Below are 26,613 nucleotides of genomic sequence, written 5' to 3' on the forward strand. Positions count from 1 at the left end.
GACGCTCTCGATACGCGATTGACGAGCGCGCACCGAGATGTGAACGAGGTGTGCCCTAAGGGCAACTTCCGGTAACCTCCATCTCTCTCAGCAACGCGTGGAATCTCTGCCAAGCCGCACGGCAGGTCGAGTGCCGTTCGTAGGGGCGCGCCGAGACGGCGACCACGCCGCCGCCGGCGTCACGTAATAACCACATCCAGCCGTTGCCCCCCGCCGTGTGCTGAACGGCGCCCGCGAGTTCCGCGCGACTGCGGCACAGCGTCTCGAAGGCGCTGCGGCACTGGCCGTACTCGCCGAACGGCTCCGCGGAGACCGCGACCACCCGGCCGTTCTGCGCGACCACCCGCCAGCTGTACGCCCCGTCCGCATCGACGTCTATCCGGCAACGGGCCCCTCCCGCGTCCGGTCTGTCGCCACCGTCCATGCCACCGGTGTCCGTCATGTCAGTCCCCACCCCCGCCGCCCCATCGGAGAGCGGGGCGGCAGGCGCAATTTATTGAGACGGACGTGACAGCGGACGCCATAAACCCGACAACGCTGTCGAGTTTCATGACGAAGTTGCCCTTAGGCCGCTCGCAGTACACCGGAAGCAAGCCCTTTCTCCCGTCCGGGGCAAGCGAGTTGGGCTCCCGGGTCGGTCCGCGGCGGGCCATGTGGATGCCTGAGGCAACACCCCGCCAACTTCTACAGTGTTGTAGATTTTGAAGGGTCCACATGTGTGAGCACACCATCGAGCACCAGGAGAAGATCGTGGGAGTTTCCCTCTCCAAAGGCGGCAACGTTTCGCTCAGCAAGGAGGCCCCGGGCCTGACGGCGGTGCTCATCGGCCTGGGCTGGGACGCACGCAGCACGACCGGCGCCGACTTCGACCTCGACGCGAGCGCGCTGCTGGTCAAGGCGGACGGCAAGGTCCCCTCGGACCAGCACTTCATCTTCTACAACAACCTGAAGAGCCCCGACGGTTCGGTCGAGCACACCGGTGACAACCTCACCGGTGAGGGCGAGGGCGACGACGAGTCGGTGAAGGTCAACCTGGCGGGTGTCCCGGCCGAGGTCGACAAGATCGTCTTCCCGGTCTCCATCCATGAGGCGGAGTCGCGCGGCCAGAGCTTCGGCCAGGTCCGCAACGCGTTCATCCGCGTGGTGAACCAGGACGGCGGCGCCGAACTCGCGCGCTACGACCTCACGGAGGACGCCTCGACGGAGACCGCGATGGTCTTCGGCGAGCTGTACCGCAACGGCGCGGAGTGGAAGTTCCGCGCGGTGGGCCAGGGTTACGCCTCCGGTCTCTCCGGCATCGCCTCCGACTTCGGCGTCGGCGTCTGAACCGGGCACGGCCCGCGGCGGCGCTGTCGCGGGCCGTGTCCTCCCCCGCGCGACCGCTCACGGATACCCTGGTCGCCGGACTGGGGAGGCGCTGGGATGAGTTTCCGGCTGGCGGCGTACGCCGTGTGTGTCGAGGACGGGCGGGTGCTGCTCGGCCGCTACGTACCGCCGAAGGGCAAGAGCAACTGGACCCTGCCGGGCGGGCGGGTCGAGCACGGGGAGGACCCGTTCGACGCGGTGATCCGGGAGGTCGCCGAGGAGACCGGCCACGAGGCGGTGGTCGAGCGCCTGCTCGGCGTGGACTCCAGGGTGATCCCCGCGGCCGTGGCGCGAGCGGGAGTCGAGCACCAGAATGTCGGCGTCTTCTACCAGGTCCGTATCACCGGCGGGCAGTTGCGGCCCGAGCCGAACGGTGAGATCGCCGAGTCCGTCTGGACCCCGTTCGCCGACGTCGCCCGGCTGCGCCGGTCGTCGCTGGTCGACGTCGGCCTCGACCTGGCGCGGACCGCTCCGCCGACCGGCCATGTCGGCCCCGTAGCGGTCGGTGGTCTGATCCAGCACTGAGGCCGCGTCAGCGGCATCAGCAGCGCCGGCGGGGGCCGTCAGGGGCCGCCGCCGGCGCGCGTCCGGCTCAGCGCACCAGGCAGGGCCGCTTCGCGTCGAACTCCCAGCCGGGGACGAGATACCGCATTCCTATGGCGTCGTCGCGCGCGCCCAGCGCCTTCTCCCGGTAGAGCTCGTGGGCCGCGAGGAGGCGGTCCATGTCGATCCGAACGCCGAGGCCCGGCGCGTCGGGGACGGCGATCTCGCCGCCGACGATGCGCGGCGGCGCCGTGGTGAGCCGCTCCAGGCCCTCCTGCCAGATCCAGTGCGTGTCAAGGGCGTTGTACGCGCCGGGCGCGGCGGCCCCGCAGTGGGTCACCATGGCGAGGGAGATGTCGAAGTGGTTGTTGGAGTGACAGCCCCAGGTCAGACCGCTCGCCTCACAGAGCTGCGCGACGCGGACCGACCCCTGCATGGTCCAGAAGTGCGGATCGGCGAGGGGTATGGACACCGATTGCAGCGCCAGGGCCTGGGTGAGCTGGCGCCAGTCGGTCGCGACCATGTTCGTCGCCGTCGGCAGACCGGTGGCGCGGCGGAACTCCGCCAGGATCTCCCGCCCGGAGTAGCCGTCCTCGGCGCCGCAGGGATCCTCCGCGTAGGCGAGCGTGCCGACCAGCGGCGAGCACAGCGCGACCGCCTCGCGCAGCGACCACGCGCCGTTCGGATCGAGGGTGATCCGGGCCTCCGGGAAGCGTTCCTTGAGGGCGCGTACCGCCCTGACCTCCTCCGCGCCCGGCAGCACACCGCCCTTGAGCTTGAAGTCCCGGAAGCCGTACAGGTCGTGGGTGGCCTCGGCCTGGCGGACGATCGCCTCCGGGGTCAGGGCCTCCTCGTGCCGGATGCGGTACCAGTCCTCGGCCGCGCCGGGCTCACGCACGTACTCCAGATCGGTCAGGCCGGGGTCCCCGACGTAGAAGAGGTAGCCCAGCACCCGCACGGAGTCGCGCTGCTGTCCGTCGCCGAGCAGTGCGGCGACGGGCACGTCCAGGTGCTGCCCCAGGAGATCGAGGAGCGCCGACTCGACGGCCGTGACGGCGTGCACCGTCGTACGCAGGTCGAAGGTCTGACCGCCCCTGCCTCCCGAGTCCCGGCCCGCGAACCGGTCCCCGATCTCCCGCAGGACCCGCTTGAAGTCGCCGACCTTCGCGCCGACCACGAGGGATTCGGCGTCCCGCAGGGTCCGCGTGATCTTCTCCCCGCCCGGCACCTCGCCGAGCCCCGTCCGTCCCTCGGAGTCCTCGATGATCACGACGTTACGGGTGAAGTAGGGCCCGTGCGCGCCGGAGAGGTTCAGCTCCATGCTGTCCCGGCCGGCCACCGGATAGACGGAGAACGCGGTGACGGTCGGCCGGTTCCGCGGGCTCGTGCTCCTGCTCGTGCTCGTGCTCATGGTCAAGAAATCCTTACGGACGGGGGGCGTTCGGGCACGTCCTCTTCGGGGGGCGTTCAGTCTCGTCGTCGTACGGCGCCCACCAGGCTCAGGCCGTCGTCGAGGATCTTCTCCAGGTCGGCGAGGTCCGCCGGGCCGGGGTCCATGAGCGGGGCGCGTACGGGACCGACGGGCAGGCCGCGCAGCCGGGCGGCGGCCTTGACCAGGGCGACGGCGTAGCCCGGCACCCGGTCGCGCAGTTCGACGAACGGTACGTAGAAGCCGCGCAGGAGCGTGTTCATGGTCGCCTCGTCGCCGTCGCGCAGCGCCGCGAAGAAGGCGTCGGCGATCTCGGGCGCGAAGGCGTGGACGGCGGAGGAGTAGGCGGGGACGCCGACCGTGGCGTACGCGCGCGCCTGGAGCTCGGCGGTGGCCGCGCCGTTGAAGAAGAGGAAGCCGTCGGGCGCCGCGAGGGTCAGTCGCTGGAGCCGGTCGAGATCGCTGTGGCCGTCCTTGAGGCCGATGACCGTGGGGATGTCCGCGATCCGGCGCAGGCCCTCGGGGGTGAAGGTGACCGGGCCGCGCTGGTAGGCGATGAGCGGCAGCCGGGTGCCGGCGGCTATCCGGCGCAGCTGCTCCACCAGACCGTCCTGGGTGGCCTCGACCAGATAGTGCGGCATCACCAACAGGGCGTCGGCGCCCGCCTCTTCGGCGATCCGGGCGAACCGCACCGCCTGTGCCCAGCCGTAGCCGACGCCGACCACCACGGGGAGCCGGCCGTCGGCCACCTCGACGGTGGCCGTGACCACCGCGCGGTACTCGTCCTCATCCAGCCCGCTGAATTCACCGGTCCCGCAGGCGGCGAAGACCCCACCGGGCCCGGTGGCCAACTGGGCGGCCAGGTACGCCCGGTAGGCCGGCAGGTCGAGAGCGCCGTCCTCCTGGAAGCTCGTGAGGGGGAAGGACAGGACGCCGCCCGCCATCGCATCACGCAACCGCCGCGTCGCGTCCTCGGTCTCCACACTCAGCCCTGCCATCAGTCCGGCCCCGCTTTCTCTTATGAATACTGTCCACGTATGAGAACTCAGGTTAGAACCATGAACAGGACAGGTCAATGGGTCCACCCGGCCCGGATCGGTCGCCCCGCTCAAGTGGCCCCTCGCGCGGGGGACTTCACGGCAGCAGTGGGTCGTCGGCGAGCGTGAGGACAGCCTGCCCCGCGAGGCCGAGCGCCAGGGAGAGCGCGGCTGCCACATAGGCGGTGACGGCCGCCGACCGTCCTAGTACCGCGTGCGCGGCGGCGGGCGCGGCGTCGGCGGTGACGAACAGCGGGCCGAGCCAGCGCAGGTAGTAGAAGAGCGACGCCACGGTGTTGGCGACGGCCAGTGCGGCGAGCCAGGTGTGACCGCCGTCGACACTCGCGCTGAAGACCTCCAGTTTGCCGAGGAAGACGCCGGTGGGCGGGGTGCCGACCAGACCGAGGAGGCAGACGACGAGTACGGCCGCGAGGCCGGGGCGCGAGCGGGCCAGACCGCGGTAGTCGGCGAGGGAACGGGCCCGGGGAAGTTCGGTGACGACGGCGAAGGCGCCGAGGTTGGTGACGGTGTAGGCGGCCAGATAGAACAGCAGGCTCTGCTGGGCGAGTTCACTGCGGGTGGCGACGGCGGGAGCCATCAGGAGGTAGCCGACCTGGCTGATGGTGGAGTAGGCGAGAAGCCGTTTGACGGAGGTCTGGAAGAACGCCGCCAGGTTTCCCAGGGTCATGGTGGCGGCGGCGACAACCGCCAGCAGCAGCGGCCAGTTGACGTCCGTGCCGGCCAGTGCCTGGTGGAGCAGGCGGTACGCGGCGATCAGCCCGCCGATCTTGGGGAGGGTGGTGACGTAGGCGGCGACCGGCGCGAGAGCTCCGTCGCTGACGTCGGGCACCCAGAAGTGGGCGGGTACGGCACCGATCTTGAAGAAGAGACCGGCCAGGACGCCGACGAGACTGACGGCGACGAGTCCGTAACCGGCCCCGGGCAGGGCCCTGTTGAGCCCGCCGTAGCCGGTCGCGTGGCCGGCGCCGTACAGCAGCGCCGTACCGGCGAGCATGGTGGTACCGAGCAGTGCGCCCAACAGGTAGTACTTCAGGGCGGCTTCGGTACCCCGCGCGTCCTTGGCGAAGGCGGCGAGCGCGTACGCGGGCACACTGGCCAGCAGATAGCCGGCGAACAGCATGAGCAGATCGTTGGCGCCCGTCATGGCGAGAGTGCCCGCGCCCGACATCAGCAGCAGGACCCAGTACTCGGTTTCGCGCGGGTGGTTCCGTACGGTCTCCACGGACATGCCGATGACCAGCAGCAGGGCGGTGAGGACGGTCAGCCGCCCGATGCCGGTGGCGGTGTCGACCGCGAACGCGGCGGAGAAGACTGTCTGTTCGCGGCCGGTGGCCATGGTGACGGCGGTGGCGGTCAGACCGGCCGTACACGCGGTGGCGGCGAGCGCGGCGACGATCCACTGGCGCCGGCGGGGCAGCCAGGAGCCGGTGAGGAGGCCGATGACGGCGGCGCCCAGGAGCGCGAGTTCGGGGATGAGGGCGGTGAGGTTCTGGTTCACCGCGCGACCAGTCCGGTCAGGGTGCGGCCGGCCGGTTCGATGACGTCGAGCAGCCAGCGTGGCGCGACGCCGATCACCAGGGCCACGGCGAGCAGGATCACCGTCGGCCACGCCTCGGTGCCTCTGAGGTCCGCGACGCCGCCGGCGGGCATGGCCCCGGGCAGTCGCGGCGTACCGAGGAACACGCGCCGCAGCGCGGTCAGGAACAGGGCCGCGGTGATCACGATGCCGGTCAGGGCGACGGCGGTGGCGATCGTCTGGGAGGCCAGGCTGCCGGTGAAGATCTGGAACTCGGCGATGAATCCGGAGAAACCGGGGATACCGAGGGCGGCGAACGCGGCGACGGCCGTGACCGCCGCGAAACGGGGTGTGTGGGCGGCCAGGCCCGAGTACGCGTCCATGGCGTACGTACGGCCGCGGTCGTACAGCACCCCGGTGAGCAGGAACAGCGCACCGGTGATCAGGCCGTGGCTGACCATCTGGGTGACCGCCCCGGTCACGGCGAGCGAGCGGGCCTGGGCGTCCGTGCCGGCGAGTGTCCCGGCGGCGCCGACGGCCAGGACGACATAACCCATGTGGTTGACGGAGGTGTACGCGATCATTCGCTTGAAGTCGGTCTGCGCCAGCGCCACCAGGGCCCCGTACACCACCGAGACCGCTCCGACGACCACGATGACCAGCGCGTAGTGGCGCCAGCTCCCCGGCAGCAACGGCATCGCGATACGTACGAACCCGTAGGTGCCCATCTTCAGCAGCACCCCGGCCAGGATCGCCGAGCCGGTGGCGGGGGCGTCGGTGTGGGCCGGGGGCAGCCAGGTGTGGAACGGCACGGTCGGGGTCTTGACCGCGAGCCCGGCACCGATGGCCAGCAGCACCAGACCCGCGTAAGTCCCGCGGCCGGCCAGCGGGTTGCTCCTGGTGAGGTCGACGATGTCGAAGGTGTGCGGGTCCGCCGCCAGATACAGGCCGATGAAACCGAGCAGCAGGGCGAGGGAGCCGGTGAAGGTGTAGAGGAAGAACTTCAGCGCGGCGGCGCGGGCGCGTTCGCCGTGGCCCCAGCCGGCGATCACGAAGAACATGCCGACGATCGACAGGTCGAAGTAGACGAAGAACAGGATCAGATCGAGGGCGACGAACAGGCCCACACAGACGGTCTGCAGGAAGAGGAAGAGACAGACGTAGGCGCGCACCCGGCGCCGCTCGCGCAGCGAGAAGATTGCGACCGCCAGGAACAGCAGACAGGTCAGCGCCACCAGGGGCAGCGACAGCCCGTCCACGCCCACGTGGTAGCCGACACCGGCACCGGGGATCCAGCGCACCCGTTCCTCGTACCGCATCCCCGCGCCGGCCTCGAACCCCGCCCACACCGCGACGACCAGGGCCAGCTCGGCGGCTGCGGTGCCGGTCCAGATCCAGAGGTACGCCCTGTCGGGAAGGGTGCGCGGCAGGAGCAGCAGCACCGCGCACACCAGCAGCGGCAGGAACGTGACGACGCTCAGCACAGGGGTTACCTCACCGACAGGATGATCAGGACGAGCACGGCGAAGCCGGCGGCGGCCTGCGCGTAGTACTGGTGCAGCAGTCCGGTCTGCGGGCGGCGCGCCGCCCGGCCCAGGCTCCGGGCGCCGGACGCAATCGCGCGTACGGCCGCGTCGACACCGCCGTCGTCCAGGCGGCGGGCGAGGCGCGCCGCCGCGAGTCCGCCCCGGGCGGTCTGCCGTACGGCGCCGTCGACGACGCGGTCGTCGAAGACGGCGAGTGCCCTGGCCAGGGCCAGTACGGGGCGGACCAGGGTGAGTTGAGCGGTCCGTTCCAGGAAGAGCCAGTTCCGGGCGTATCGCACGGCGGCGCGCGGGACAGGCGCGGCCGTGTCTTCGAAGTAGCGCCGTCCGCCTGCAAGGCGGGACTTCGAAGACACGGCCGCGGGACGGGACGCCCACCACAGGACCAGGCACGCGACAGCGAGGGCGACACCGGCGGACAGGGCGAACTCCCAGGGCTCGGGAGCCTGCTCGCCTTCGGCGCCGAGCAGGCTTCTGAGCCAGGAGGCGGGCCCCGGCAGGGCCAGTACGCCGAGGACGGCAGCGGCGGAGATGAGCGCGATGAGGGGGACCGGGGTCGTACGGGCGGTGCGCCGGGTGCCGTGTCGCTCGGCGCCCCGTCGCTCGGTGTCGTCTCCGGCGCCCACGTCGGAGGGGAGCGGGCGGGTGACGTACCAGAGCGCTTTGACGCTGTAGACGGTGGCGACGGCCGCCGCCGCGAGTCCGACCACGTACAGGCCCGTTCCCTCGCCCCGGGCGGCGGCGAGCACCTCGTCCTTGGCCGCCCACAGGGACAGGGGCGGCAGCCCGGCGAGGGTCAGCGCGCCGACGGTGAAGGCCACGCCGACCGTCCGACCGGTACGGGCAGCGCCGCGCAGGGCGGGCAGTCGCTTGGCGCCCAAGGCCGTCAGCCAGGCCCCCGCGGCCAGGAAGAGGCCCGCCTTCGTGGCGGCGTGGGCGACGAGTTGGGTGGTGCCCCCGGCCACGCCGTGACTGCCGGCGGCCAGCACGACGAATCCGATCTGGGCGCAGGTGGAGGCCGCGAGCAGTTGCTTGAGGTCGGTCTGTGCGGCGGCGACCAGGCCGAGGGCCAGGGCGGTCACCGCACCGGACCAGGCGACCAGAGGTCCGGCCCAGCCGGTCGTGGCCAGCAGCGGTTGGAGGCGCAGCAGGAGGTAGGCACCGGCCGCGACCATGGCCGCCGAGTGCAGCAGCGCCGACACCGGGCTGGGGCCCTCCATGGCCCGTGACAGCCAGAAGGAGAACGGCAGTTGGGCGGACTTGCCGAGTGCGGCCAGGACGATGCCCGCGGTGATCACATGCGGCCAGGGCGCAACGGCCCCCGGCAGGCTGTCGAGACGCAGGGTGGTGACACCCCCGGCCAGGGCGGCGCCCGCCGCCACGTACATTCCGAGGTCGGCCGTACGGGTCGTCAGGAACGCGACATCGGCGGCGGCCGTCTTGCCGGGCCCCCGCCACCCGTACCCGATGAGCGCCCAACTGGTGGCGCCCATCGCCTCCCAGGCCATCAGCAGCGGCGGCAGCGTAGTGGCCGTGACGGTGACGAGCATGGCTCCGGAGAAGACGAGCATCAGGCCGAAGAACCGGCCGCGGTTCTCGTCGGGGCCGAACTCCCCCGCGCCGAACTCCCCTGCCGCGAAGGCCAGGACGGCGGTGGTGACGGCGGCGACGGTGACCACCATGACCGCGGACAGACCGTCCACCGCCAGCGCCGCGTCCATCCCCGCGAACAGCGGCGCGCTCGCGGCCGGGCGGGTCAGGGCGGCGGCGACCGCCGCACCGAGCGTCGCCACGGACGCTGTCAACGCGGCGGCGGGGATCAGCCGGTCGTACCGTCGCCCCGTCGCGGTGAGCCCCGTCACGGCGAGCACCGCTCCCGCGCCGAGCGGCAGCGTGACCAGCAGCCAGAGCAGCGCGCTCATCCCTTCAGGTCCTCGGCCATGTCGGTCATGTCGACCTGCCGGGCGCGGTAGATGGCGGTGGTGACGGCGAAGCCCATGGCCATCTCGACCGCCATCGCCAACACGGCCGCGACGACGATCACTTGTCCGCCGGGGGCGGCCGGGGAGAGGAAGGACCACAAGTCCGCGGCGGCGACAATGACACCACCGATCATCAGCTCGATCCCCATCATGATCATGACGATGGACTGCTGGGAGAGCGCGCCGTACAGCCCGGTCGAGAAGAGTCCGGCGGCGAGGACCAGCAGCAGTTCGAACGTCATCGGCCCACTCCCCCGCCGGCCGGGTCGTCGGCGGGGCGCCGGTCGAGCCCGTCGCCGAACCGGTCGTAACGGCCGCGCCGGGTGGCGAGCACCGTGGCACCGACCATGGTGGCCAGCAGGACGAATCCGAGGGTGATCATGGTGAGCATCTGGTCCTCCATGAGCGACCTGCCCAACTGGAAGGTGGTGTCCTTCGGCCGTACGCCCGTCCGGCCGGGCCAGGGGACCAGGAAGATCCCGGCGACCAGCGCGGCGAAGACCGCGCCACTGATGACCAGCGCGCCGCGGGTGTTGTGCACCATGAACATCGGCATCAGACCGGCCGGATTCATCATGTACGCGATCATGAACACGGCCATGATCACCATCTCCATGACCATCATCAGCACGATCACCACACCGAGGTACGGCAGCCCCAGCACGGTCACCACACCGCCGACGCACGCCAGGCAGCCCAGCAGGGCGAAGGTGACGCGGGCCATCGAGCGGAGCGTGAACACCAGGACGCCGCCGGTCAGGGCGAGCAGGCCGAGCACCCACAGCAGCACGGTGTTCGTCACGCCCATCACGCGCTCCTTCTCCACGGGGTCAACAGGTCGGGTGGGACTCGGGGTTCGGTACGAGCGGCGCTACGGGCCGAGGCTGACGAGGGCCGGTACGAGCGCCTGCACGACCGCCGCCGGCAGGAGCACCACCCAGGCCACCTCCACGTACCGGTCGGCACGGAGCACCGGCAGCCGGCGCAGCACCCACACCAGCAGTGCCAGCACCAGCACCGTCTTGACCAGCGACCACGCCCAGGCGGGCAGCCCAGGACCGGCGCCGCCGCCCAGGAACAGCGGCACCGCCATCGCGGCCCCGGCCGCCAGCCACAGCCACCGCCCCGCCTGGAGCAGCAGCCGGTCGACGCCGGAGGTCTCGCCCAGCACACCGCCGGCGATGTCGCGGCCGGCCGGATACGCGAACGGGCCGAGGAAGCTGAAGGCGAGCACCCCGGCCAGATAGACGGCGAAGGCGAAGGGCATCCACACCGCGTACCACAGGCCGTACTGCGCACCCGCGATGTCGGTGACACGCAGGGACTGGGCGCCGGTGGCGGCCGAGATCAGCGCGAACATCAGCGGGAGTTCATAGGCCAGGCCCTGGGCGAGGAAGCGATAGCCGCCGACGAGGGAGAACGCCGCGTCGGGGCCCCAGCCGGCCAGCCACAGCCCGGCCCAGGTCAGCACCTCCATGGCGTTGAACCACACCACCCCCACCGACAGGTCGGCGACGACATGGTTCCCGAACGGGATCACCAGCGTCGACAGCACAGCGGCCACGGGCACGGTGATCACACCCACGCGCCACAGCCGCCGGTCGGAGGCCGGGAGCCGCCGGGGCTGCGCGACCAGGGCGCGCGGCACGGCCAGCAACGGTCTCAGCGCACCTGCGGGGGTGACGGTCCGTCCGGAGCGGCGGTCGTCCAGCGCCGCGTCGCCGGCCACGGCCAGTACGGCCAGGCCGAGCAGGAGGGCCGGGGCCACCGGCAGCGTCCACCACGCTCCCGCCTCAACCACGCGCCACCTCCGGGCGTCTGACGGCCAGTTCGTCCGGGTCCGGGTCGAGGCTCGCGACGACGAGGCGGGCGGCGGCGAGTTCGGTGCCCTCCAGCAGCCGGGGCAACAGGGCGGCCAGAGCGGTGGACGGCGGCCGGTCCGGGTCCCACCGGCCGCGCGGGCTCTCGTGCGTCACGGGGTCGAGAGGGGTGGCGTCGCCGTCGAGCCGCCGCAGGCTGTCCACGGCGTCCACGGTGTCCGAGAGCCACTGCCGGTAGCGGGCCGGTACGTCGCCGCCCGCCCGCGCGGCGGGTCCGCTCACGCCCGCGGCGCGCGCGTCGGCGGCGGTCAGCGGGCCGATGCCCCGGGTCAGCCGGTACAGGGTCCGGGACCGCCCGACGCGCCGTGCGAGCCGCACCGTCCGGGGCAGAAGGGCGTTCACGGGTGCCCGCTCCAGCAGGTCGTCGCGGAGCCGCCGGGCGGTCACGGCCTCGGCCGGCCAGCCCGCGACCGACAACAACCGGCCCAGACTGTCCAGATGGGCCGCCGCGCGCCGCCGGGCGGCCTGCGCCAGGGGCACCCGCTCGCCCGCCGATGCCCGGCTCCAGGGCCGGCTCCAGAACGGGCAGGCCGGGCCGGTCGCGTACGGTTCGCCGAGCCGTGCCCGCTGAATGACGTCGCCCTGCATCACCACGCGGACGACCAGCCCGGCCGGCCAGTCGGCGAGGAACGGGCCGAGCGACACATGCAGTCGGTCCAGGGTCAGCCCGTCACGGTCCTCGCCGAGCTGGGCCATGGGCCGGCCGCCGGGCATGTCCGCGTGGGTGCCGTGGCCTTGCGGGTGCCTCCCGTGCTCCGTCTCCCCCAGCCGGGCACGCCCCGCGTCGAGGGCCGATGGCACCTCATCGGGCGCCGTCACCCGCAGACGTACGCGAGGACGGGGCATGTCGTCCCACAACCGGTCCAGTTCGGATGCCGAAGCCGCGCGGTCGGGGCCCGCCACGAGCAGCAGGTCGGCTCCGGCCGGCGTCGACGCCACCGCCCAGCCCCGGCACCGCAGTTCCTTCTCGGCGGCCAGTCGCACGCGCGTCCCGCCGGGCGTTGTCACCAGCAGCACGCGCGGCCGGCGGGCGGCGGCGCGTACGACGAAGTCCCTCACGCCCATCGCAACGCCCCCTCCCGCCAGGCGTAGACGACTCCGCTGAGCAGCACGCCGAGGAAGACGAACATCTCGATCACCGCCGTGGGGCCCATCACGGAGATGACGAGCGTCCACGGATACATGAAGACCATCTCCATGTCGAAGGCGAGAAAGAGCATCGTGACCGTGTACCAGCGCATATGAAACCGGCTGACCGCGTGCTCGGCCGGTTCGTGCCCGGAACCGAACGGCTGGGCGGCCAGGGGCTCGTGGGAGACGCGCAACGCCCGCGCGGCGCCGTAGCCGCCGGCGACGACGAGCAGGATCAGGGCCAGCAGGGACAGTGCGGCCGTAAAGCCGTTCATCCACTCACGCCTTCCCCGTTTTCCCGTTCCCCGCGCCCGCCGTCGAGCGCTACGGCCACGGTGCCCGAGCCACCCGCACCAGGCGCGACAGCGTGCGGCGGCAGACGGGTGAAACGCCGACGAGCCGTACTCCCGCCCCGTACCGACTCAGGCGCCGGCCGTGTCCTCGACGAGATTTCCCCGCATGAGCCAGGTGGGGCCTTCGGCGTATTCGCCGACCTCGGCGAAGAACTCCCCGAAATACGGGCCGCCGGCATGGGCCTCGAAGGCGGCGGTGTCCTCGTAAACCTCGTTCAGATAGAGGACATTCACGTCCTTCTCGTCCTGGATGAGCTCGAACCGCGCCGATCCCGGTTCGTTCGCCAGGGAATCACGTGCCGTCTTCCGCGCTGCTCGAATGAAGTCGTCCCGATGTTCGGGCTGGACGGCGAAAGAAACGAGAAACTAGTACGTGCTGGCCCCATCCTCTCCATCCGGGTCTGCCCGTCAGGTGATCGGCTGCTCGGTCCAGATCGTTTTCCCGCGGAGACCGTAACGGCTGCCCCAGCGCGTCGTGCACTGGGCGACGATGAAAAGACCCCGGCCTCCCTCGTCGGTGGCGTTCGCCCGGATCAGTCGCGGCTGGGTGTTGCTGGAATCGGTGACCTCGCAGATAAGGACACTGTCACGGATCAGACGCACTCCGACAGGACCACCCGCGTACCGGATCGCATTGGTGACGAGTTCGCTGATCACGAGTTCGGTGTCCAGGGCCTGGGCCTGAAGTCCCCACCCCCTCAGTCGACCCATGATGTCCCTCCGGGCGAGCGCCACCGAGTCAGGTTCGGCGGGATACTCCCAGCTCGCCATATTGTCCGGCCCGACGGCGCGGGTTCGCGCGAGGAGAAAGGCGATGTCGTCGTCCGTGGGCTTACTGCCCAGATCGCTGAGCAGTGAATTACCCATCGCTTCCAGCGAACGGCCCTCCTCGTTGAGGGAGGCGAGGCGGGAACGGAGACGGTGCATGCCGGATTCGGAATCATGGTGGTCCGGTTCGAGCAGGCCGTTCGTGTAGAGCACGAGTATGCTGCCCGGTTCGAGTTCCAGGGTTTTGGATTCGAAGTGCACCCCGCCCACACCCAGCGGCGGGCCGGGCAGTACATCGATGAATTCCGTCGAGCCGCCGGGCCGCATCGCGACCGCGGGAAGCTGGCCGGCGCTCGCGAGCGTGCACTGGCGGGTCAGCGGGTCGTAAATGGCGTAGAGGCAGGTGGCGCCGACCGGATTCTGGTCGGTGGGCGCTTCCGCCGCCAGGCGCTGGACGAGTTCGTCGACGTGCGCGAGGAGTTCGGCGGGGTCCAGTTCCAGATCCGCGAGAGTCTGTATGGCCGTACGCAGGCGCCCCATCGTCGCGGTGGCTGACAGACCGTGGCCGACGACATCGCCGATCACCAGCGCGACTCGCAGGGAGGGCAGCGTGATCACGTCGAACCAGTCGCCCCGGATACCGGCGCCCCTGCCCGCGGGCCGGTAGATCCCCACCGTGGACACGGCGGCCGATGACGTCGTCGCGCTGGGCAGCAGTCGCTCCTGCAGCGTGACCGCCGCCCGCTGTTCACGGTTGTGGCGGCGGGCGTTGTCGATGCCAAGTGCGGCCCTGGAGACGATTTCCGCCAGGAGTTTCCTCTCGTCCTCCTGGAAGGCTTCCGGCTGTTCTTCACGCCATACGGAGACCGTGCCCAGGACGAGATCGCGCGCGATCAGCGGCGCCACCGTGACGGAGTCCCCGAACGGCGGGACGAACTGCTCCACGAGGTCGCCGTCGCCGAGGGCCTCCGCGACGGAGGCGCGGTCCATGGTGATGACCTCACCCATCTGGATCTCACGCAGTTGCGAGCTGTCGGGCAGGACCGGATACGGCGCCCCCGGCATAAGGACCTTGCCCAGCCAGGCTCCTGACGCCGAGGCGATGGCCGAACGCAGCAGATGCAGCCTTCCACCGCCCACCATTCTCGGCGGCTCGTCGCCGACGACCACGGCCTCGGCAAGGTCGACGGTCACGAGATCGCCCAGACCGGGCACCAGCAGATCGGCCAACTCCTGTGCCGTCTCGGTCACTTCGAGGGACGAGCCGATGTGCACAGAGGCATCGTGAACCCTGCCGAGACGAAGACTCCGGTCCTGCCGGCTCCGGAACCCGGGTCCACCCGTCGTGGCCGGAGTTCGCTTCTCTGTCCTCTCACGAGGCGTCATGCCTGGTACCTCTTCGTGTGCGGAGTGCCGCCCAGACGACCTTTCCGTCCGTCGTACGGCGGAATCCCCAGCTGTCGGCCGAGTGGGCGACGATCACAAGCCCGAGTCCGTTGTCGTCCGGCGGCCCGGACTGGCGTGGGCGGGGTGCACCGGCTCCCGCGTCGAAGACCTCGCAGAGCAGGACGTCGTGGAAGACCAGGCGCAGCCGAACGGGCGGCGCGCCATGGGTGAGCGCGTTGGTGAGCAGTTCGTCGACGATCAGCCCGGTCTTCGCCACCAGGTCGTCCAGCCCCCAGTTCCGCAGCTGGGCCGCGACCGCCGAGCGGGCCCGGGGCACGGCCGAGAGGTCGGGCGGGATGTCGTAGGAGACCACACGGTCGGCGCTCACATCGTGGCAGCGGGCCACCAGGAATGTGGCGTCGTCGGTGAGAGTGCTGGTGTCGGCGCTTCCCAGCGCGGCGTCGCAGAGTTCTCGCAGTGCCGCGTGGGGCGGTGTGAGGGCGTCCGCGAGGCGGTCGATCCCGGCCTCGATGTCGTCGTCACGTGTCTCGACCAGACCGTCCGTGTAGAGGGCGACCGTGCTCCCCTCGGGGAGTTCGATCTCCGCGGACTCGAAGGAGTTCACTCCCAGGCCCAGGGGCGTCCCCGAAGGGATGTCGGGGATGGCGGCGCCCGCCGTCGGGTGGATGATCACCGGAGGCGGGTGCCCCGCGCTGGCGATGTCCAGTCGCCCGCTGATCGGGTCGTGCACGGCGTACAGGCAGGTGGCTCCGATGGCGGCAGGCCCCAGACCCTCCGCGCCCTCCTGGTTGAGGCGTACGACGGTGCGGTCCAGGCGCGCCAGCAGTTCGTTCGGCGGCAGGTCCATCTCCGCGAGGGTCTGCACCGCCGTACGGAGCCGGCCCATGGTGGCCGCGGCGTTGATCCCGTGCCCCACCACGTCGCCGATGACCAGGGCGGTCCGGGCGCCGCTGAGGTGGATCACGTCGAACCAGTCGCCGCCGACCTTGCTGGCCATGTCCGCCGGCAGGTACCGCGCGTCGACCTCGACCGTTCCGCTTCCCACGAGGCGCTGTGGGAGCAGATGCCGTTGCAGGGCGAGGGCCGCGTCCGCCTCACGGGCGTATCTGCGGGCGTTGTCCAGGCTCAGCGACGCGCGCGCGACCAGTTCGGTCGCCAGCCACAGGTCGTCCGCGTCGAACGGCGTCGGGGTGTCGTTGCGTACGAACACGACAACACCCAGCACGGCGCCGCGCGCCTCCATCGGAACGATGATCAGGGAGTGCATGCCCGTCTCGTGAATGACCTTGGCCCGCTGCGGGTCCTGGTCGAGCCAGTTGCCGGGCGTCGTGTCCAGGACACGTTCCATGACCGGGCGGCCGGTGCCCAGGGCCTTCGTGAAGGGGGACGACGGGGGAACGAACACGGGTTTGGCGCGTTCGAAGAGCGATTCCGGGGTTCCCTGGTGGATCGAGGACACGCCGGCGCGGCGGAAGACGGGGATCCGGCCGTTGTCCATGCCGATCCGTTCCAGCGGCTCACCGCCCAGAGGCACGGTGTCGACAAGGTCGACGGTGACGTAGTCGGCGAGCCGGGAGACCGCGTAATCGGCGAGTTCCTGCGCGGTGCGCATCACGTCCAGGGTGGTGCCGATCTTCTTGCCGGCCTCGCTGAGGGTGTCCAGGTGTTCCCGGTTACGGCGGGCTCCGGTGACGTCCGAGCGCAGGCCGCAGATGCCGAGCGGGGTGCCGTCGCCCCTCTCCAGGCGGTACAGCGAGATGGAGTACGTGTGGCTCCGGTCCAGATCGCTCGGTATGCGCCTGGTGTATTCGTAGCCGAGCGCGGGACTGCCGGTTCGCAGGACCTCTTTCATCACCGCCTCGAAGGACGCCACGTCGAGCGCGTCGCCCAGCACTTCCTCGATGGTCCGGCCCACCCACCGGTCCTGGGGAATCCCGCTCTCGGATTCGAGCGCCTCATTGACCCAGAGGTAGCGCAGCCCCGTGTCCCAGATGACCGTGGCGACCGGTGAGTACGTGACGACAGCGGCGGACACCGCCGCGTTCCAAGCCGCCTGGGCGTTCGTCCGCGCGTTCGCCGCGACGACCAGCCAGCCGCTCGGACCGTCCTCGCCGTGCCCGGTCAGCGGCGAGACCCGGACCTCCAGGGACAGGGTGCGGCCCTCCCGGTGGCGGAACTTCAGCCGCCCCGACCAGTCGCCGCCCGTACGGGTGCGCTCCGCCACGTCCGCCGCGACGGCCTTGCCGTCCTCGGACGCGTCCAGCAGGAGGGCCCCCGGCGTGCCGGCGACTTCTCCGGCCGGGTAGCCCAGCAGTCGCTGGGCGTGCCCGGTCCATCCCGTCACGGCTCCGGCCGCGTCGAGCACGGCCACCGCGGCATCGGCCATCGCGGCGGTCGGACCAGTGGTCGAACCTTGTGCGAACGTCATCCCGTGCCTTCCGGAGCGGGTGCCGTCCCCAGCTCCTCGTTCCCGGGGTTCGCGTCGCCCCCGCGACGCTCCGGGCCGCTTGAAACGGGTGGGCCCGCTCTCACGCGCACGAATCCACCCATACTCAACATCCGAGCCTAAGGCAGGTCGTACCGGCTGGCGAATGCTCTGGTCGGCGGCCGGGGGGAGCGACGCGACGCGGCCCGTCCTCCCGCTGGGGAGAGGACGGGCCGCACGGTGTGCGGGGGTGTGGGGGCGTCGGACGCCTCAGCAGATGCTGCGCAGCAGGTTGGCGTATTCCGCGAACGCGGCCTTGGTCTGTGCTCCGGCGACCCCGTCGACCTTCAGGTTCTCCTTGAGGTTCATGTTCAAGAAGCGCTGAAGCGCCATGACCGTGTTCGCTCCGACGATCCCGTCGGGCTTGCCGGCTTTCAGGCCCAGGTCGTTGAAGAACCTCTGCGCCGCCTTCCAGCTGTCGCTGCCCAGCCGCCCGTCGATCGTGCCCGGGGTGTAGCCCAGTACGCGGAGCTGGCACTGCCAGTCCGTCGCCTGGGCGGTGCTCAGTCCGAGGTTGACGACCGCGAGCGGCGCGGCCTCGGTGCTCACCGTCCGCTGCTGGGCCGGCGCGGGGGCGGCCATGGCCGTGCCCGTGGTGGCCAGGCCGCCGACGGCGATCCCGACCGCGGCGGTGGCACCGACGAGTGCCTTCGTGAGAGCTCGCATGCTGTTCCCCTCCGTTGATGTGCGATGCGCGGAGCGGGCCGATCGCGCGTGGGCCGGCTCCGCCAATGGAGCGTGCGGAACCGGCGCGAACTCGCGCCACAGCTCGCGCGAAAGTGACGTCATCCCGGGATGTCCCACGCGCTGACCTGCGGGAACGCCAGGCGCGAAGTCGACGTGGCGGGACGATCGTGAGCGGGGGCGGTGGCCGATTCCGTACGAGGGTGGGTTCCCGCTCGATGAGCGCCGGGAGGGCTGATGCAGAATGAGGCCGGGACGCCGGGGTCGGCTCCACTGTCCCGGACGCGAGTGGGGGAGATATGCCGCGTTGGAAGGCGCTGCCCGCCGGACTGCACCCACAGGTCCGCCAGTTGATCGTGCGATTGCGCGGACTGAAGGACCGGGGGGAGCTGAACACACGCCAGCTGGCCGTGAAGACCGGGTACAGCGCGAGGTCGTGGCAGCGGTATCTGAACGGTGGATCACTGCCGCCCCGGGACGCCGTCGAGGCGATGGCCCGCGTCGGCGGTGAGGATCCGACCCGGCTGCTGGCACTGCACGAGATCGCCGCCGAGCGCTGGGCGGAGGGACTCGTGGTCACCGCGGACGCCCCGGGAAGCGGTCCGGAAGACACCCCGGCGGCGCCGTCGCACCCGCCGACGGAGCGGCAGCCTTACGGGCGTCAGCTGCGCGCCGGGATCGCGGCGGGCGCCGTGGCCCTGGTGCTGTCCGTCTCCGCCGCGCTGCTGCTCGCGGTGCGGCTCGCCGACGCGCGCGCGGAGCTGGCGGACCGAGCCGGTGCGGTCGCGGCCCCGGCCACCGTGTCCGAGTCCTTGATCCCGGTCGTCTACTCCTGCCGGCCGGAGCAACGTGACGGCCGCTGGTACGCGGGGCACAGCAGCACCACGGACACCATCCTGGCGTACACGCACATGGGGCCCGAAGTGGCCGAGGCACAGTGCCTGCTGCGCCGGGCGGGCATCTCGCCGGGGGACATCGACGGCATCTTCGGCCCGCAGACGCAGCGCGCGGTGGAGCGGATCCAGACCCGGGACGGGCTGGTCGTGGACGGTGTCGTCGGCCCGCACACCTGGCAGTCCTTGCGCGGGGCGGCACCGAAGTGACCACGGAACACGCCCGGTTGACCGAGGAGCTGCGGCGGCTGCGGGCCCGTACGGGGCTGAGCCTGGCGGCGCTGTCGGAACGCACGACGTACAGCAAGTCCTCCTGGGAGCGTTACCTCAACGGCAAGAGCCTGCCTCCTCGTCAGGCCGTACAGGAGCTGTGCCGGGAAGCGGACGAACCGGGCGGGCGGCTGCTGGCCCTGTGGGAGATCGCCGAGTCGTCCTGGAGCGGACGGGCGGCGGCGCCCGCCCCTGCCCCTGCCCCTGCCCCTGCCCCTCCCGCCGCCGCTTCCGCCGCCGAGGAGCCGCGGCCTCCGGAGACCGGGCGCCCGCGCCGCCGCAGGGGCCGGCTCATGGTGGTGCTGGCGTCGGCGTACGCCCTGCTCGCCGGGGGTGTGGCACTGGCACTGGTCCTGCTGCCGGACGGGGATGCCCCGGGGGACGAATCGCTGCCGGCCTCCGCTCCGTACTCCCTCGCCGCCCAGTGCCGCGCGGAGGACTGCGAGGGCCGGGACCCGATGCGCCTGGTCTGCGGCATCGCCCCCGACACCCTCGCCACGTACCGCACCGCCACCGGCGCCCGGGTGGAGCTGCGCCACAGCGAGAAGTGCGGCGCGAGCTGGGCGCGGATGTGGGGGACGCGGATCGGCGACCGGCTGGAGATCACGGCCGGCGGCCCGGACCACGGTGTACGCGTCAAGGACAGTGCCGGCACGGAGACGTACGTCTACACCGAGATGACCGCGGCCCAGTCCGGCGGCACGGTCCGGGCCTGCTTCAGCCCCGCGTCGGCCGACGGTGAACGGGAGTGCGTCGAGGCCCGCGTGGGCGAGAGCACCGCCACGCCCGCGCCGCCCTCACGCCGGTAGCGTCAGACCCTCCGGCGCACGGTCCGGGCGGCCCCCGGATGCTGCCGCTGCCGGGGCCGTTCATAGCGGTCTCAGCGTGGTGGCCGCGTCCGCCGCACGCCAAGTCCTTCCGTGCCGCCTTCCGCGAGCATCCCGAGGCCGAGGGAGCGCCGTCCGCTCACGGCGCTGGAGGACCTCGGCAGCCATCCATGTTCCCGTACGAAAGTGCTGTCCATATCCTTGTACGGCCTTTCGGGACTCACTACCTTCTCTCTGTTGAACGCGGCATATGTGTTCACCGACTTGAAGATCTCTCATGTGCCGCGCCCGCTTCGGCTACCACATGAGGAAGGCACTTCACCGGATGAAGAAGCCCCTGAGCCGCCGCACCTTCAGCCAACTCGCCGTCACCCCGATTCTCGCTTCCACCGCCCTGCTCCCGCCCGGGACGGCGCAGGCCGCTTCCGCCCCGGCGGCCGGCCGGGCCGAGGCCGTCCGTGCGATGCGCCGGGCCGCCGCCTTCATGGACGGGACCGTCTCCTACAAGGGCGGTTACGTCTGGAACTGTCTGCCCGACCTGTCCGTCACCTGGGGCGAGATGGAGGCCAAGCGCACCATGTGCTGGGTCCAGCCGCCCGGTACACCGTCCGTCGGGCACAGCATGCTCGACGCGTACCACGCGACCGGCGACGAGCTCTTCCACCGGGCCGCCGTCCGTACCGGCCTGGCGCTCGTCGAGGCCCAACTCCCCGTCGGCGGCTGGAACTACATCCATGACTTCGCCGGCGAGGATTCCCTGCGCGACTGGTACGACAGGATCGGCTCCAACGGATGGCGCCTGGAGGAGTTCCAGCACTACTACGGCAAGGCCACCTTCGACGACGCGGGCACCTCGGTCGCCGCCCAGTTGATCCTGCGGCTCTACGTCGAGCGCCGCGATCCCCGGTTCAGGCGGTCCCTGGAGCGGGCGCTCGACTTCGTGCTCGCGTCCCAGTTCCGCGGCGGCGTCGCCGACGGAGGCTGGCCGCAGCGTTACCCCGCCTTCCCGGGGGCCGTCAGCCGTACCCCCTGGCCCGAACAGCGCCCCCCGTGGCTGCCCAAGGACGTCCAACACGGAATGGAGGACGGCGAGTACACGCAGCACGTCACCTTCAACGACGACGTCCTCGGCGAGAACATCAAGTTCCTGATCATGTGCGTATCGGCGCTGGGCCGCCGCGACCTCGTGGCCCCGGTGCACCGCGCCATGGAGTGCCTGCGCCGTATGCAGCAGCCGGGACCACAGGCCGGCTGGGCCCTCCAGCATCTGTCACGCGCCAGGAACGGCAGGCCCGCGGGAGCACCCGCCGGCGCCCGGTCGTACGAGCCGCGCGCCCTGACCACGCACACCACTCAGACCAATGTCACCCAGCTGTTCCACTACTTCCGGCTGACCGGCGACCGCGCCTGCCTCAGCCGGGTTCCCGAGGCTCTCGACTGGCTGGAGAGCTGCCGGCTGACGAGCCGTCAGATCGAGGAGAACCCGCTGCTGGCCGGCCGCACGCACCCCACCTTCGTCGAACTGGGCACCAATCGCCCGAAGTTCGTCCATCGCTTCGGCTCGAACATCCGCAACGGCGCGTATTACTACGACTACGACCACACGAGCACGCTGAGTCACTACTCGGCAGGGCGGTCGGTCGACATCGACGCCCTGCGGAGCACCTACGCCCAACTCGCCGCGCTCACACCCTCGGAGGTGGCCGACCTGCGTGCCCGTTCGCCGCTCACCCCTGCCGGTGGCCATGACCACGGCGACCGGATCCCGCTGCCCCGCTACTTCTCCCCGCGAGACCTTCAGCTCTCCGACCTCCTGCGGGACGCGCCTCTTCCGTTGCCCGAGGTCACGGACGCCGAGGCGGCCGCCCTGGTGGACGGCCTCGGGACGAGGAACCACTGGCTCACTCCCCTCGACGCCGTCACCAACCCTTATCTGGGACCGGGCTCGACGGAGCCGTACGACGGCCGGGCGTACATGAGCAAGAACGTCGGCGACCCGCGCGACACCTCGCCGTACAACCCCGAGGACCCGCCGCTCGAACCTCCGTATCAGCCCCGGGAACGCCCCCTCGGCATCAGCTCGTCCGCGTACGTGTCGAACATGGGCAAGCTCATCGGATACGTGACCCGCCAGAAGTGACCCGGCAGAAATGACCCGGCCGATGTGTCCGAGGGCTTCCTGGTCATGGGTCATGCCCAGGAAGCCCTCGGACGCCACGCCGGAGGGTCAGTGGCGCCCGCCGGTTGGCACCGTGAACGATGCGGGGCCGGCCGGCAGATCCACCGTGTACTGGCGCAGATAGGTGTCCAGGAACGGTGCGCGGGCCCCGGCGGTGGCGCGGTCGTCGGCCGGGTTGTCCAGGGCCAGTTCGATCCGGGCGTTCTTGACCTTGATCGTCTCGCCGGAGGGCGTGTCACGCCATGAGCCGGTCTGGATGGAGCCGATCTCCACCGCCAGGACGTGCCCGGTCGTCAGGGTCCAGTCGGTGGCCTTGAGGTCGACCGTCAACTTGCCCGAGTCGAGCAGCGAGACCTGCTCGTCGAACATGACAGCGGTGCCGTCCGGGGCGACGTCGTACAGCTTGACCATGACGTTGCCCTCGCCCTTGGCGGTCAGGGAGACCTGTGGGGTGCCCGTGACGCGCACGGCCTGCTTCACCGGCTTGGACCAGACGAAGAAGCTGGACGTGATCTCACCGGACTTCTGGAGCTTCGCCAGTCCCTCGGCCAGGCCCTTCGGCGCGGCCGGGTCGAGCGCGGGAGCGTTCTCCATGTCCCACTCGCCGGAAGGCTGTTGGCGTTGCCGCGGCGTCGCCTCGCCGGACGGGCCCAGACCCAGACCCAGGCCCAGGAGCGCGGAGACTCCGCCGTCGTCCACGTACGAGCCGTCGCCGAGCGGGAGGGTGACGGACCGTTCCACGACGGGCCACGTCTTCTGCGCGCGCCAGGTGCCGGTGGAGTCCTGGACCGAGTAGGCCGGGTAGTCGACCTTCGGTTTGATGCCCTTGAGGTACTGGTCGTAGAAGGAGAGCGTCTCGTCGTACCAGCCCTCGCGTCCCATGGCCAGACGCCCGTCGCTGGTGCGGTCGCCGCCCCGTACGTGGTCCCACTGTCCGAGCCACCCGCGCTCGGGGCCCTTGTGGTTGGCGAGGTACTCCTGCATCTCCTCGGGCTTGGTGTTGTTCTCGACGAAGCCCTGTGTGACGAACAGCGGGGTGTCGGTGCGCTTGGCCATCCTGGCCAGGTCACGGGAGGTCCAGTGCTTGTCACGCTGGTCGGCTATTCGGTAGCCGGCCGAGTTCTCCGTGAGGCACTCCGGGTGGGTCTCCTCCCAGCGGGCGTTGGCCAGGTAGCGCGCGTCGTCGTCCGCCATCTGGCCAAGGGTGGCGATGGAGTTGTAGGCGTTGGCGGTGCCGGTGACGTTGGGGCGGGGCACGCCGTTGGAGTAGATGTACTGGTACATGTCCCACACGGGCTCCTGGGCGACGACGGCCTTGAGCGCGCGCTGGTCCAGGTTGTTGCCGATGAGCCCGGTGACGGCGTCGTACGACTTGCCGTACATACCGACCGCCCCGGTGGACCACGGCTGCTTCGCCGCCCAGTCGACGGCGGCCTCGACGTCGGCCTGCTCACCCGGCCCGCCCCAGTCGAGACAGCCGGTGGAGCCACCGAAGCCGCGCAGGTCCACCATGACGAAGGCGTACCCCTCGTCGAACAGGTCCGTGCCCTCGATGAAGTCCTGGAAGCGGGCCGAGGGGCCGGTGTGCGTCCAGTCCTCGACACCGGTCTGCCCCGAGTGCCCGAAGTACGGACCGACCGACAGGATGACGGGCACCCGCTTCTTCTTCTTGGCGAGTGCCTCGGGAAGCAGGACGTCGGCGTGCAGTTCGGTGCCGGAGTCGTCCGCGGACGGGAAGTAGCTCTGCGTCCAGACGGAGCCCTCCGGGACGCGGTCGTTCTCCGCGTGCGTGACGGGCTCGGCCGCACCAGCGACTTCCCCCGCCCGGTCCTGCGCCGCGGCGACGGGGCCTGTGAGGGTGCCGGTCAGCATGAGGGTGGCGACGAGTGATGAGGCGGCCCAGGTGGCCGCGCGACGTCTTTTCACATGCGTCTCCCAGAATCGTGGGTCCGGAATCGTGGGTACGGAGTGGTGCGGACGTACGTACCGGTCGAGCAGCGGCCTTGACGGTAACGGCCCTGCGTACGCCGGGGAGTTGTGTCACGGGCACGGTCGGAGCTGACGGCGAGGCAGCCTACGATCATCGGTAAATCACGTCAATGCGGCATCCCGTGGGGGGACTTGCCGGACCGGGGTCCGGGCCGTCGCCACACAGCACGGCGCGGAAGCCGCAGCCGCAGCGGTGGCCGTAGCCGTAGCAGCATCCAGCGCACCGTCAGGGCGGCCAGGTTGAAAGCCCATCGAGCACTCTATTGTTCTCGTATGGTGCTGAAACTCGATGTGCCGATGGCCCTGGTCCACGGCGACGTGGATGAAGGCTACGGTGCCGTCGCGGACGCGTTCCGGCGGAACTTCGCCGACGGCCGGGAGATCGGTGCCGCGTGTGCCGTCTACCGGGACGGGGTCAAGGTCGTTGACCTCTGGGGTGGTTACCGCAACGGCCTGACCCGGGAGCCCTGGCGGGAGAACACGCTGGTGCCGGTGTACTCCACCACCAAGGGGGTCGCGTCACTGGCGGTCGCGGTCGCCCACGCCCGCGGACTGCTGAGTTACGACGAACGGGTGGCCGCCTACTGGCCCGAGTTCGCCGAGGCCGGCAAGAGTGATGTCACCGTGCGCCAGTTGCTGTCGCACCAAGCAGGACTGCCGGTCATCGACCGGCAGTTGAAGCTGGCGGACCTGGCGGATCCGCGCGTGCTGTCCGCGGCGCTGGCCGAGCAGCGCCCGGCGTGGACACCGGGGACGCGGCACGGCTACCACGGGCAGACACTGGGCTACTACGAGAGTGAACTGATCCGCCGGGTGGACCCCCAAGGGCGCGGCCTGGGCCGCTACTTCGCTGAGGAGATCGCCGCCCCGCTCGAAGCGGAGTTCCACATCGGCCTGCCATCAACGGTGGATCCGGAGCTCATCGCGCACATCCACGGCTTCGCCGGTTTCGAAATGCTCCTGCATGTCGGCGAGATGCCGCTGCCGTTCGTTCTGGCCTTCAGCAACCCGCGCAGCCTCTCCGCGCGGGCGTTCAGCAATCCCCGGGAGCTGAGCAAGGTCGAGGCATTCAACCGCCCGGACGTGCACGCCCTGGAAATACCCGCCGCCAACGGCATCGGCGAGGTGCGTTCGATCGCCAAGCTGTACGGCGATGCCGCGACCGGAGGCAAGGCACTCGGCCTGGACCCGGCCACTGTGGAGGCCCTCACCCGCGCCGCCCGGTCTCCTTCCGAAGGGCTGCGGGACCAGGTGCTGCGTGTCGACACGCTCTACTCCCTCGGTTACATGAAGCCCTTCCCCCGGTTCCGTTTCGGCTCCTCCGCGGGCACGGCGTTCGGCACGATGGGACTGGGTGGGTCGTTCGCCTTCGCCGACCCGGACACCGGTGTCGGATTCGCCTACGCCATGAACCGGTGCGGCTTCCACCTGTGGAACGACCCGCGCGAAGTGGCGCTCCGTGACGCGCTGTTCGCCACCGTCCTGGGTGAGGCGCCGCAGCGTCCGGACGTACGCTGACCGAACGCGAAGATTCAGGGCGTGACCTCGGCTTCGAGGTGAAGGCTCCGGCCGCTCTCGACTTGCCAGGTCGACCCGGAATCGTGGCTGATCATGGCCTGGCCCCCGGCGTACGGGGCGGTATCGGTGTAGGCGATGCCGTAGGCGCCGGACGTCGACTTCGTGCTGACGGTCACCGCGAACTGATCGCCCGCCCTGACCGGCAGCCGGCGGTCGAGCCGGAGGCCGACCCAGCGGGCGGCCCACGACACCTGGTTCGCGGGGATCTCGACGGACTGGACCGTCGCGCCGATCACGCCGTCGTGGACGCGCTTCAGTTCCAGGGTCAGGGGACGGTCCGGGTGGCCGCTCCGGAAGCTCGTGAAGCGCACCCCGGTCAGCTTGCCGCGCTTCGGAACGGTGAAGGTCTGCGCCCGCGCGAGCCCACCGCTCACATCCCAGTGGGTACGGTAACCGGCGTGACCGGTGGAGATCGCTGCCGGCGGCGGAAGCTCCGTCGGGCGCCCTGTCGGGATGGTGACCCGGTAGGAGTTTCCGCACTCGATCGGCTGGATCGCGCCCGCGTCGTCGAACCTCAGCGGCTGCCAATAGTGCTTGGCGAGGGCCTCGTTGGCCTTGCCGGCCTTCTCCTGGACGACGACGCCCGGGGCGCGATAGCCGCACGGCTCGGACGGCGAAGCAACCGCACCGACTTCGTCGAACGCTTCTGGTGGGGTATGCCAGCGAAGAACGCCGGTCGTCGGCAAGCGGGAGCCCCTGCCGAGGAGTGTGTCCTCGGCAGGGGCTCCAGGA

Annotated in this window: 22 protein-coding genes and 1 pseudogene; 6 read left to right on the forward strand and 17 right to left on the reverse strand. The window is 70.8% G+C overall.

Annotation, left to right across the window (positions count from 1 at the left end; translation table 11 throughout):
• Positions 1 to 55: 55 nt before the first annotated feature.
• Entirely contained in the window at positions 56 to 442 is a 387-nt protein-coding gene (locus OIE74_RS08650) for a hypothetical protein (RefSeq protein WP_329380348.1), read from the reverse strand.
• A 308-nt stretch (positions 443 to 750) separates the two neighbouring features.
• On the opposite strand from OIE74_RS08650, the gene OIE74_RS08655 reads away from it, so the two are divergent.
• Both OIE74_RS08655 and OIE74_RS08660 read left to right on the forward strand, forming a co-directional pair.
• A complete protein-coding gene (locus OIE74_RS08655; protein ID WP_329392212.1) occupies positions 751 to 1,326 on the forward strand; it encodes a TerD family protein in 576 nt (191 codons plus the stop codon).
• 96 nt (positions 1,327 to 1,422) lie between these two features.
• Positions 1,423 to 1,890: an NUDIX hydrolase gene (locus OIE74_RS08660; RefSeq protein ID WP_329380351.1), complete on the forward strand. Its 468-nt coding sequence runs from the start codon at positions 1,423 to 1,425 to the stop codon at positions 1,888 to 1,890.
• A 67-nt stretch (positions 1,891 to 1,957) separates the two neighbouring features.
• Here OIE74_RS08660 and OIE74_RS08665 read toward each other — a convergent pair whose 3' ends face one another.
• From OIE74_RS08665 to OIE74_RS08730, 14 genes and pseudogenes are all read right to left on the reverse strand, one after another.
• Positions 1,958 to 3,319 (reverse strand): enolase C-terminal domain-like protein, encoded by a 1,362-nt coding sequence (locus OIE74_RS08665; RefSeq protein ID WP_329380354.1) that lies wholly within the window; start codon positions 3,317 to 3,319, stop codon positions 1,958 to 1,960.
• A 56-nt stretch (positions 3,320 to 3,375) separates the two neighbouring features.
• Positions 3,376 to 4,335: a 5-dehydro-4-deoxyglucarate dehydratase gene (locus OIE74_RS08670; RefSeq protein ID WP_329380357.1), complete on the reverse strand. Its 960-nt coding sequence runs from the start codon at positions 4,333 to 4,335 to the stop codon at positions 3,376 to 3,378.
• Between the two features lie 136 nt (positions 4,336 to 4,471).
• The gene (locus OIE74_RS08675) at positions 4,472 to 5,893 is read right to left on the reverse strand and encodes an NADH-quinone oxidoreductase subunit N (protein ID WP_329380359.1); all 1,422 of its coding nucleotides are present in this window, start codon (positions 5,891 to 5,893) and stop codon (positions 4,472 to 4,474) included.
• Positions 5,890 to 7,395, reverse strand: a complete 1,506-nt coding sequence (locus tag OIE74_RS08680; RefSeq protein WP_329380362.1) for a complex I subunit 4 family protein — start codon at positions 7,393 to 7,395, stop codon at positions 5,890 to 5,892. The genes OIE74_RS08675 and OIE74_RS08680 overlap by 4 nt, the downstream gene beginning before the upstream one ends.
• Before the next feature lie 5 nt (positions 7,396 to 7,400).
• Positions 7,401 to 9,377 (reverse strand): proton-conducting transporter transmembrane domain-containing protein, encoded by a 1,977-nt coding sequence (locus OIE74_RS08685; RefSeq protein WP_329380365.1) that lies wholly within the window; start codon positions 9,375 to 9,377, stop codon positions 7,401 to 7,403.
• Positions 9,374 to 9,679: an NADH-quinone oxidoreductase subunit NuoK gene (locus OIE74_RS08690; protein WP_329380367.1), complete on the reverse strand. Its 306-nt coding sequence runs from the start codon at positions 9,677 to 9,679 to the stop codon at positions 9,374 to 9,376. The genes OIE74_RS08685 and OIE74_RS08690 overlap by 4 nt, the downstream gene beginning before the upstream one ends.
• A complete protein-coding gene (locus OIE74_RS08695; RefSeq protein WP_329380369.1) occupies positions 9,676 to 10,245 on the reverse strand; it encodes an NADH-quinone oxidoreductase subunit J in 570 nt (189 codons plus the stop codon). The genes OIE74_RS08690 and OIE74_RS08695 overlap by 4 nt, the downstream gene beginning before the upstream one ends.
• A gap of 63 nt (positions 10,246 to 10,308) precedes the next feature.
• Positions 10,309 to 11,238, reverse strand: a complete 930-nt coding sequence (locus tag OIE74_RS08700; protein ID WP_329380371.1) for an NADH-quinone oxidoreductase subunit H — start codon at positions 11,236 to 11,238, stop codon at positions 10,309 to 10,311.
• Positions 11,231 to 12,382 carry a hypothetical protein gene (locus tag OIE74_RS08705; protein ID WP_329380375.1) on the reverse strand — a complete coding sequence of 384 codons (1,152 nt, stop codon included), beginning with the start codon at positions 12,380 to 12,382 and terminating at the stop codon, positions 11,231 to 11,233. The genes OIE74_RS08700 and OIE74_RS08705 overlap by 8 nt, the downstream gene beginning before the upstream one ends.
• A complete protein-coding gene (locus tag OIE74_RS08710) occupies positions 12,373 to 12,723 on the reverse strand; it encodes an NADH-quinone oxidoreductase subunit A (RefSeq protein ID WP_329380379.1) in 351 nt (116 codons plus the stop codon). The genes OIE74_RS08705 and OIE74_RS08710 overlap by 10 nt, the downstream gene beginning before the upstream one ends.
• 147 nt (positions 12,724 to 12,870) lie before the next feature.
• Positions 12,871 to 13,146: pseudogene (locus OIE74_RS08715) on the reverse strand (putative quinol monooxygenase); the annotation flags it as partial.
• A gap of 63 nt (positions 13,147 to 13,209) precedes the next feature.
• The gene (locus OIE74_RS08720; protein ID WP_329380382.1) at positions 13,210 to 14,844 is read right to left on the reverse strand and encodes an ATP-binding SpoIIE family protein phosphatase; all 1,635 of its coding nucleotides are present in this window, start codon (positions 14,842 to 14,844) and stop codon (positions 13,210 to 13,212) included.
• A gap of 97 nt (positions 14,845 to 14,941) precedes the next feature.
• Complete coding sequence (locus tag OIE74_RS08725; protein ID WP_329380385.1) at positions 14,942 to 17,404, reverse strand: ATP-binding SpoIIE family protein phosphatase; 2,463 nt, start codon at positions 17,402 to 17,404, stop codon at positions 14,942 to 14,944.
• A 267-nt stretch (positions 17,405 to 17,671) separates the two neighbouring features.
• Positions 17,672 to 18,127: a peptidoglycan-binding domain-containing protein gene (locus tag OIE74_RS08730; protein ID WP_329380388.1), complete on the reverse strand. Its 456-nt coding sequence runs from the start codon at positions 18,125 to 18,127 to the stop codon at positions 17,672 to 17,674.
• Between the two features lie 317 nt (positions 18,128 to 18,444).
• On the opposite strand from OIE74_RS08730, the gene OIE74_RS08735 reads away from it, so the two are divergent.
• The 3 genes from OIE74_RS08735 (at position 18,445) to OIE74_RS08745 (ending at position 22,275) form a co-directional block, all read left to right on the forward strand.
• The gene (locus OIE74_RS08735; protein ID WP_329380391.1) at positions 18,445 to 19,248 is read left to right on the forward strand and encodes a peptidoglycan-binding protein; all 804 of its coding nucleotides are present in this window, start codon (positions 18,445 to 18,447) and stop codon (positions 19,246 to 19,248) included.
• Entirely contained in the window at positions 19,245 to 20,117 is an 873-nt protein-coding gene (locus tag OIE74_RS08740) for a helix-turn-helix domain-containing protein (protein ID WP_329380394.1), read from the forward strand. Before OIE74_RS08735 ends, OIE74_RS08740 begins: the two co-directional genes overlap by 4 nt.
• A 343-nt stretch (positions 20,118 to 20,460) precedes the next feature.
• Positions 20,461 to 22,275, forward strand: a complete 1,815-nt coding sequence (locus OIE74_RS08745; RefSeq protein ID WP_329380397.1) for a pectate lyase — start codon at positions 20,461 to 20,463, stop codon at positions 22,273 to 22,275.
• A gap of 87 nt (positions 22,276 to 22,362) precedes the next feature.
• On the opposite strand, the gene OIE74_RS08750 is transcribed toward OIE74_RS08745, so the two are convergent.
• A complete protein-coding gene (locus tag OIE74_RS08750; protein ID WP_329380400.1) occupies positions 22,363 to 24,240 on the reverse strand; it encodes a CocE/NonD family hydrolase in 1,878 nt (625 codons plus the stop codon).
• A gap of 336 nt (positions 24,241 to 24,576) precedes the next feature.
• On the opposite strand from OIE74_RS08750, the gene OIE74_RS08755 reads away from it, so the two are divergent.
• Positions 24,577 to 25,821 carry a serine hydrolase domain-containing protein gene (locus OIE74_RS08755; RefSeq protein WP_329380404.1) on the forward strand — a complete coding sequence of 415 codons (1,245 nt, stop codon included), beginning with the start codon at positions 24,577 to 24,579 and terminating at the stop codon, positions 25,819 to 25,821.
• A gap of 14 nt (positions 25,822 to 25,835) precedes the next feature.
• On the opposite strand, the gene OIE74_RS08760 is transcribed toward OIE74_RS08755, so the two are convergent.
• Positions 25,836 to 26,567 carry a hypothetical protein gene (locus OIE74_RS08760; RefSeq protein WP_329380407.1) on the reverse strand — a complete coding sequence of 244 codons (732 nt, stop codon included), beginning with the start codon at positions 26,565 to 26,567 and terminating at the stop codon, positions 25,836 to 25,838.
• Between the last annotated feature and the right edge of the window lie 46 nt (positions 26,568 to 26,613).

It is taken from the genome of Streptomyces sp. NBC_01716 (assembly GCF_036248275.1).
GTDB lineage: Bacteria > Actinomycetota > Actinomycetes > Streptomycetales > Streptomycetaceae > Streptomyces.

Bases quoted from the DNA above. Each gene is read 5' to 3' on its own strand.
- OIE74_RS08685 (WP_329380365.1), bottom strand. From the start codon at position 9,377: ATGAGCGCGCTGCTCTGGCTGCTGGTCACGCTGCCGCTCGGCGCGGGA.
- OIE74_RS08665 (WP_329380354.1), bottom strand. From the start codon at position 3,319: ATGAGCACGAGCACGAGCAGGAGCACGAGCCCGCGGAACCGGCCGACC.
- OIE74_RS08695 (WP_329380369.1), bottom strand. From the start codon at position 10,245: ATGGGCGTGACGAACACCGTGCTGCTGTGGGTGCTCGGCCTGCTCGCC.
- OIE74_RS08650 (WP_329380348.1), bottom strand. From the start codon at position 442: ATGACGGACACCGGTGGCATGGACGGTGGCGACAGACCGGACGCGGGA.
- OIE74_RS08755 (WP_329380404.1), top strand. From the start codon at position 24,577: ATGGTGCTGAAACTCGATGTGCCGATGGCCCTGGTCCACGGCGACGTG.
- OIE74_RS08690 (WP_329380367.1), bottom strand. From the start codon at position 9,679: ATGACGTTCGAACTGCTGCTGGTCCTCGCCGCCGGACTCTTCTCGACC.
- OIE74_RS08735 (WP_329380391.1), top strand. From the start codon at position 18,445: ATGCCGCGTTGGAAGGCGCTGCCCGCCGGACTGCACCCACAGGTCCGC.
- OIE74_RS08670 (WP_329380357.1), bottom strand. From the start codon at position 4,335: ATGGCAGGGCTGAGTGTGGAGACCGAGGACGCGACGCGGCGGTTGCGT.
- OIE74_RS08745 (WP_329380397.1), top strand. From the start codon at position 20,461: ATGAAGAAGCCCCTGAGCCGCCGCACCTTCAGCCAACTCGCCGTCACC.
- OIE74_RS08660 (WP_329380351.1), top strand. From the start codon at position 1,423: ATGAGTTTCCGGCTGGCGGCGTACGCCGTGTGTGTCGAGGACGGGCGG.
- OIE74_RS08730 (WP_329380388.1), bottom strand. From the start codon at position 18,127: ATGCGAGCTCTCACGAAGGCACTCGTCGGTGCCACCGCCGCGGTCGGG.
- OIE74_RS08705 (WP_329380375.1), bottom strand. From the start codon at position 12,382: ATGGGCGTGAGGGACTTCGTCGTACGCGCCGCCGCCCGCCGGCCGCGC.
- OIE74_RS08725 (WP_329380385.1), bottom strand. From the start codon at position 17,404: ATGACGTTCGCACAAGGTTCGACCACTGGTCCGACCGCCGCGATGGCC.
- OIE74_RS08710 (WP_329380379.1), bottom strand. From the start codon at position 12,723: ATGAACGGCTTTACGGCCGCACTGTCCCTGCTGGCCCTGATCCTGCTC.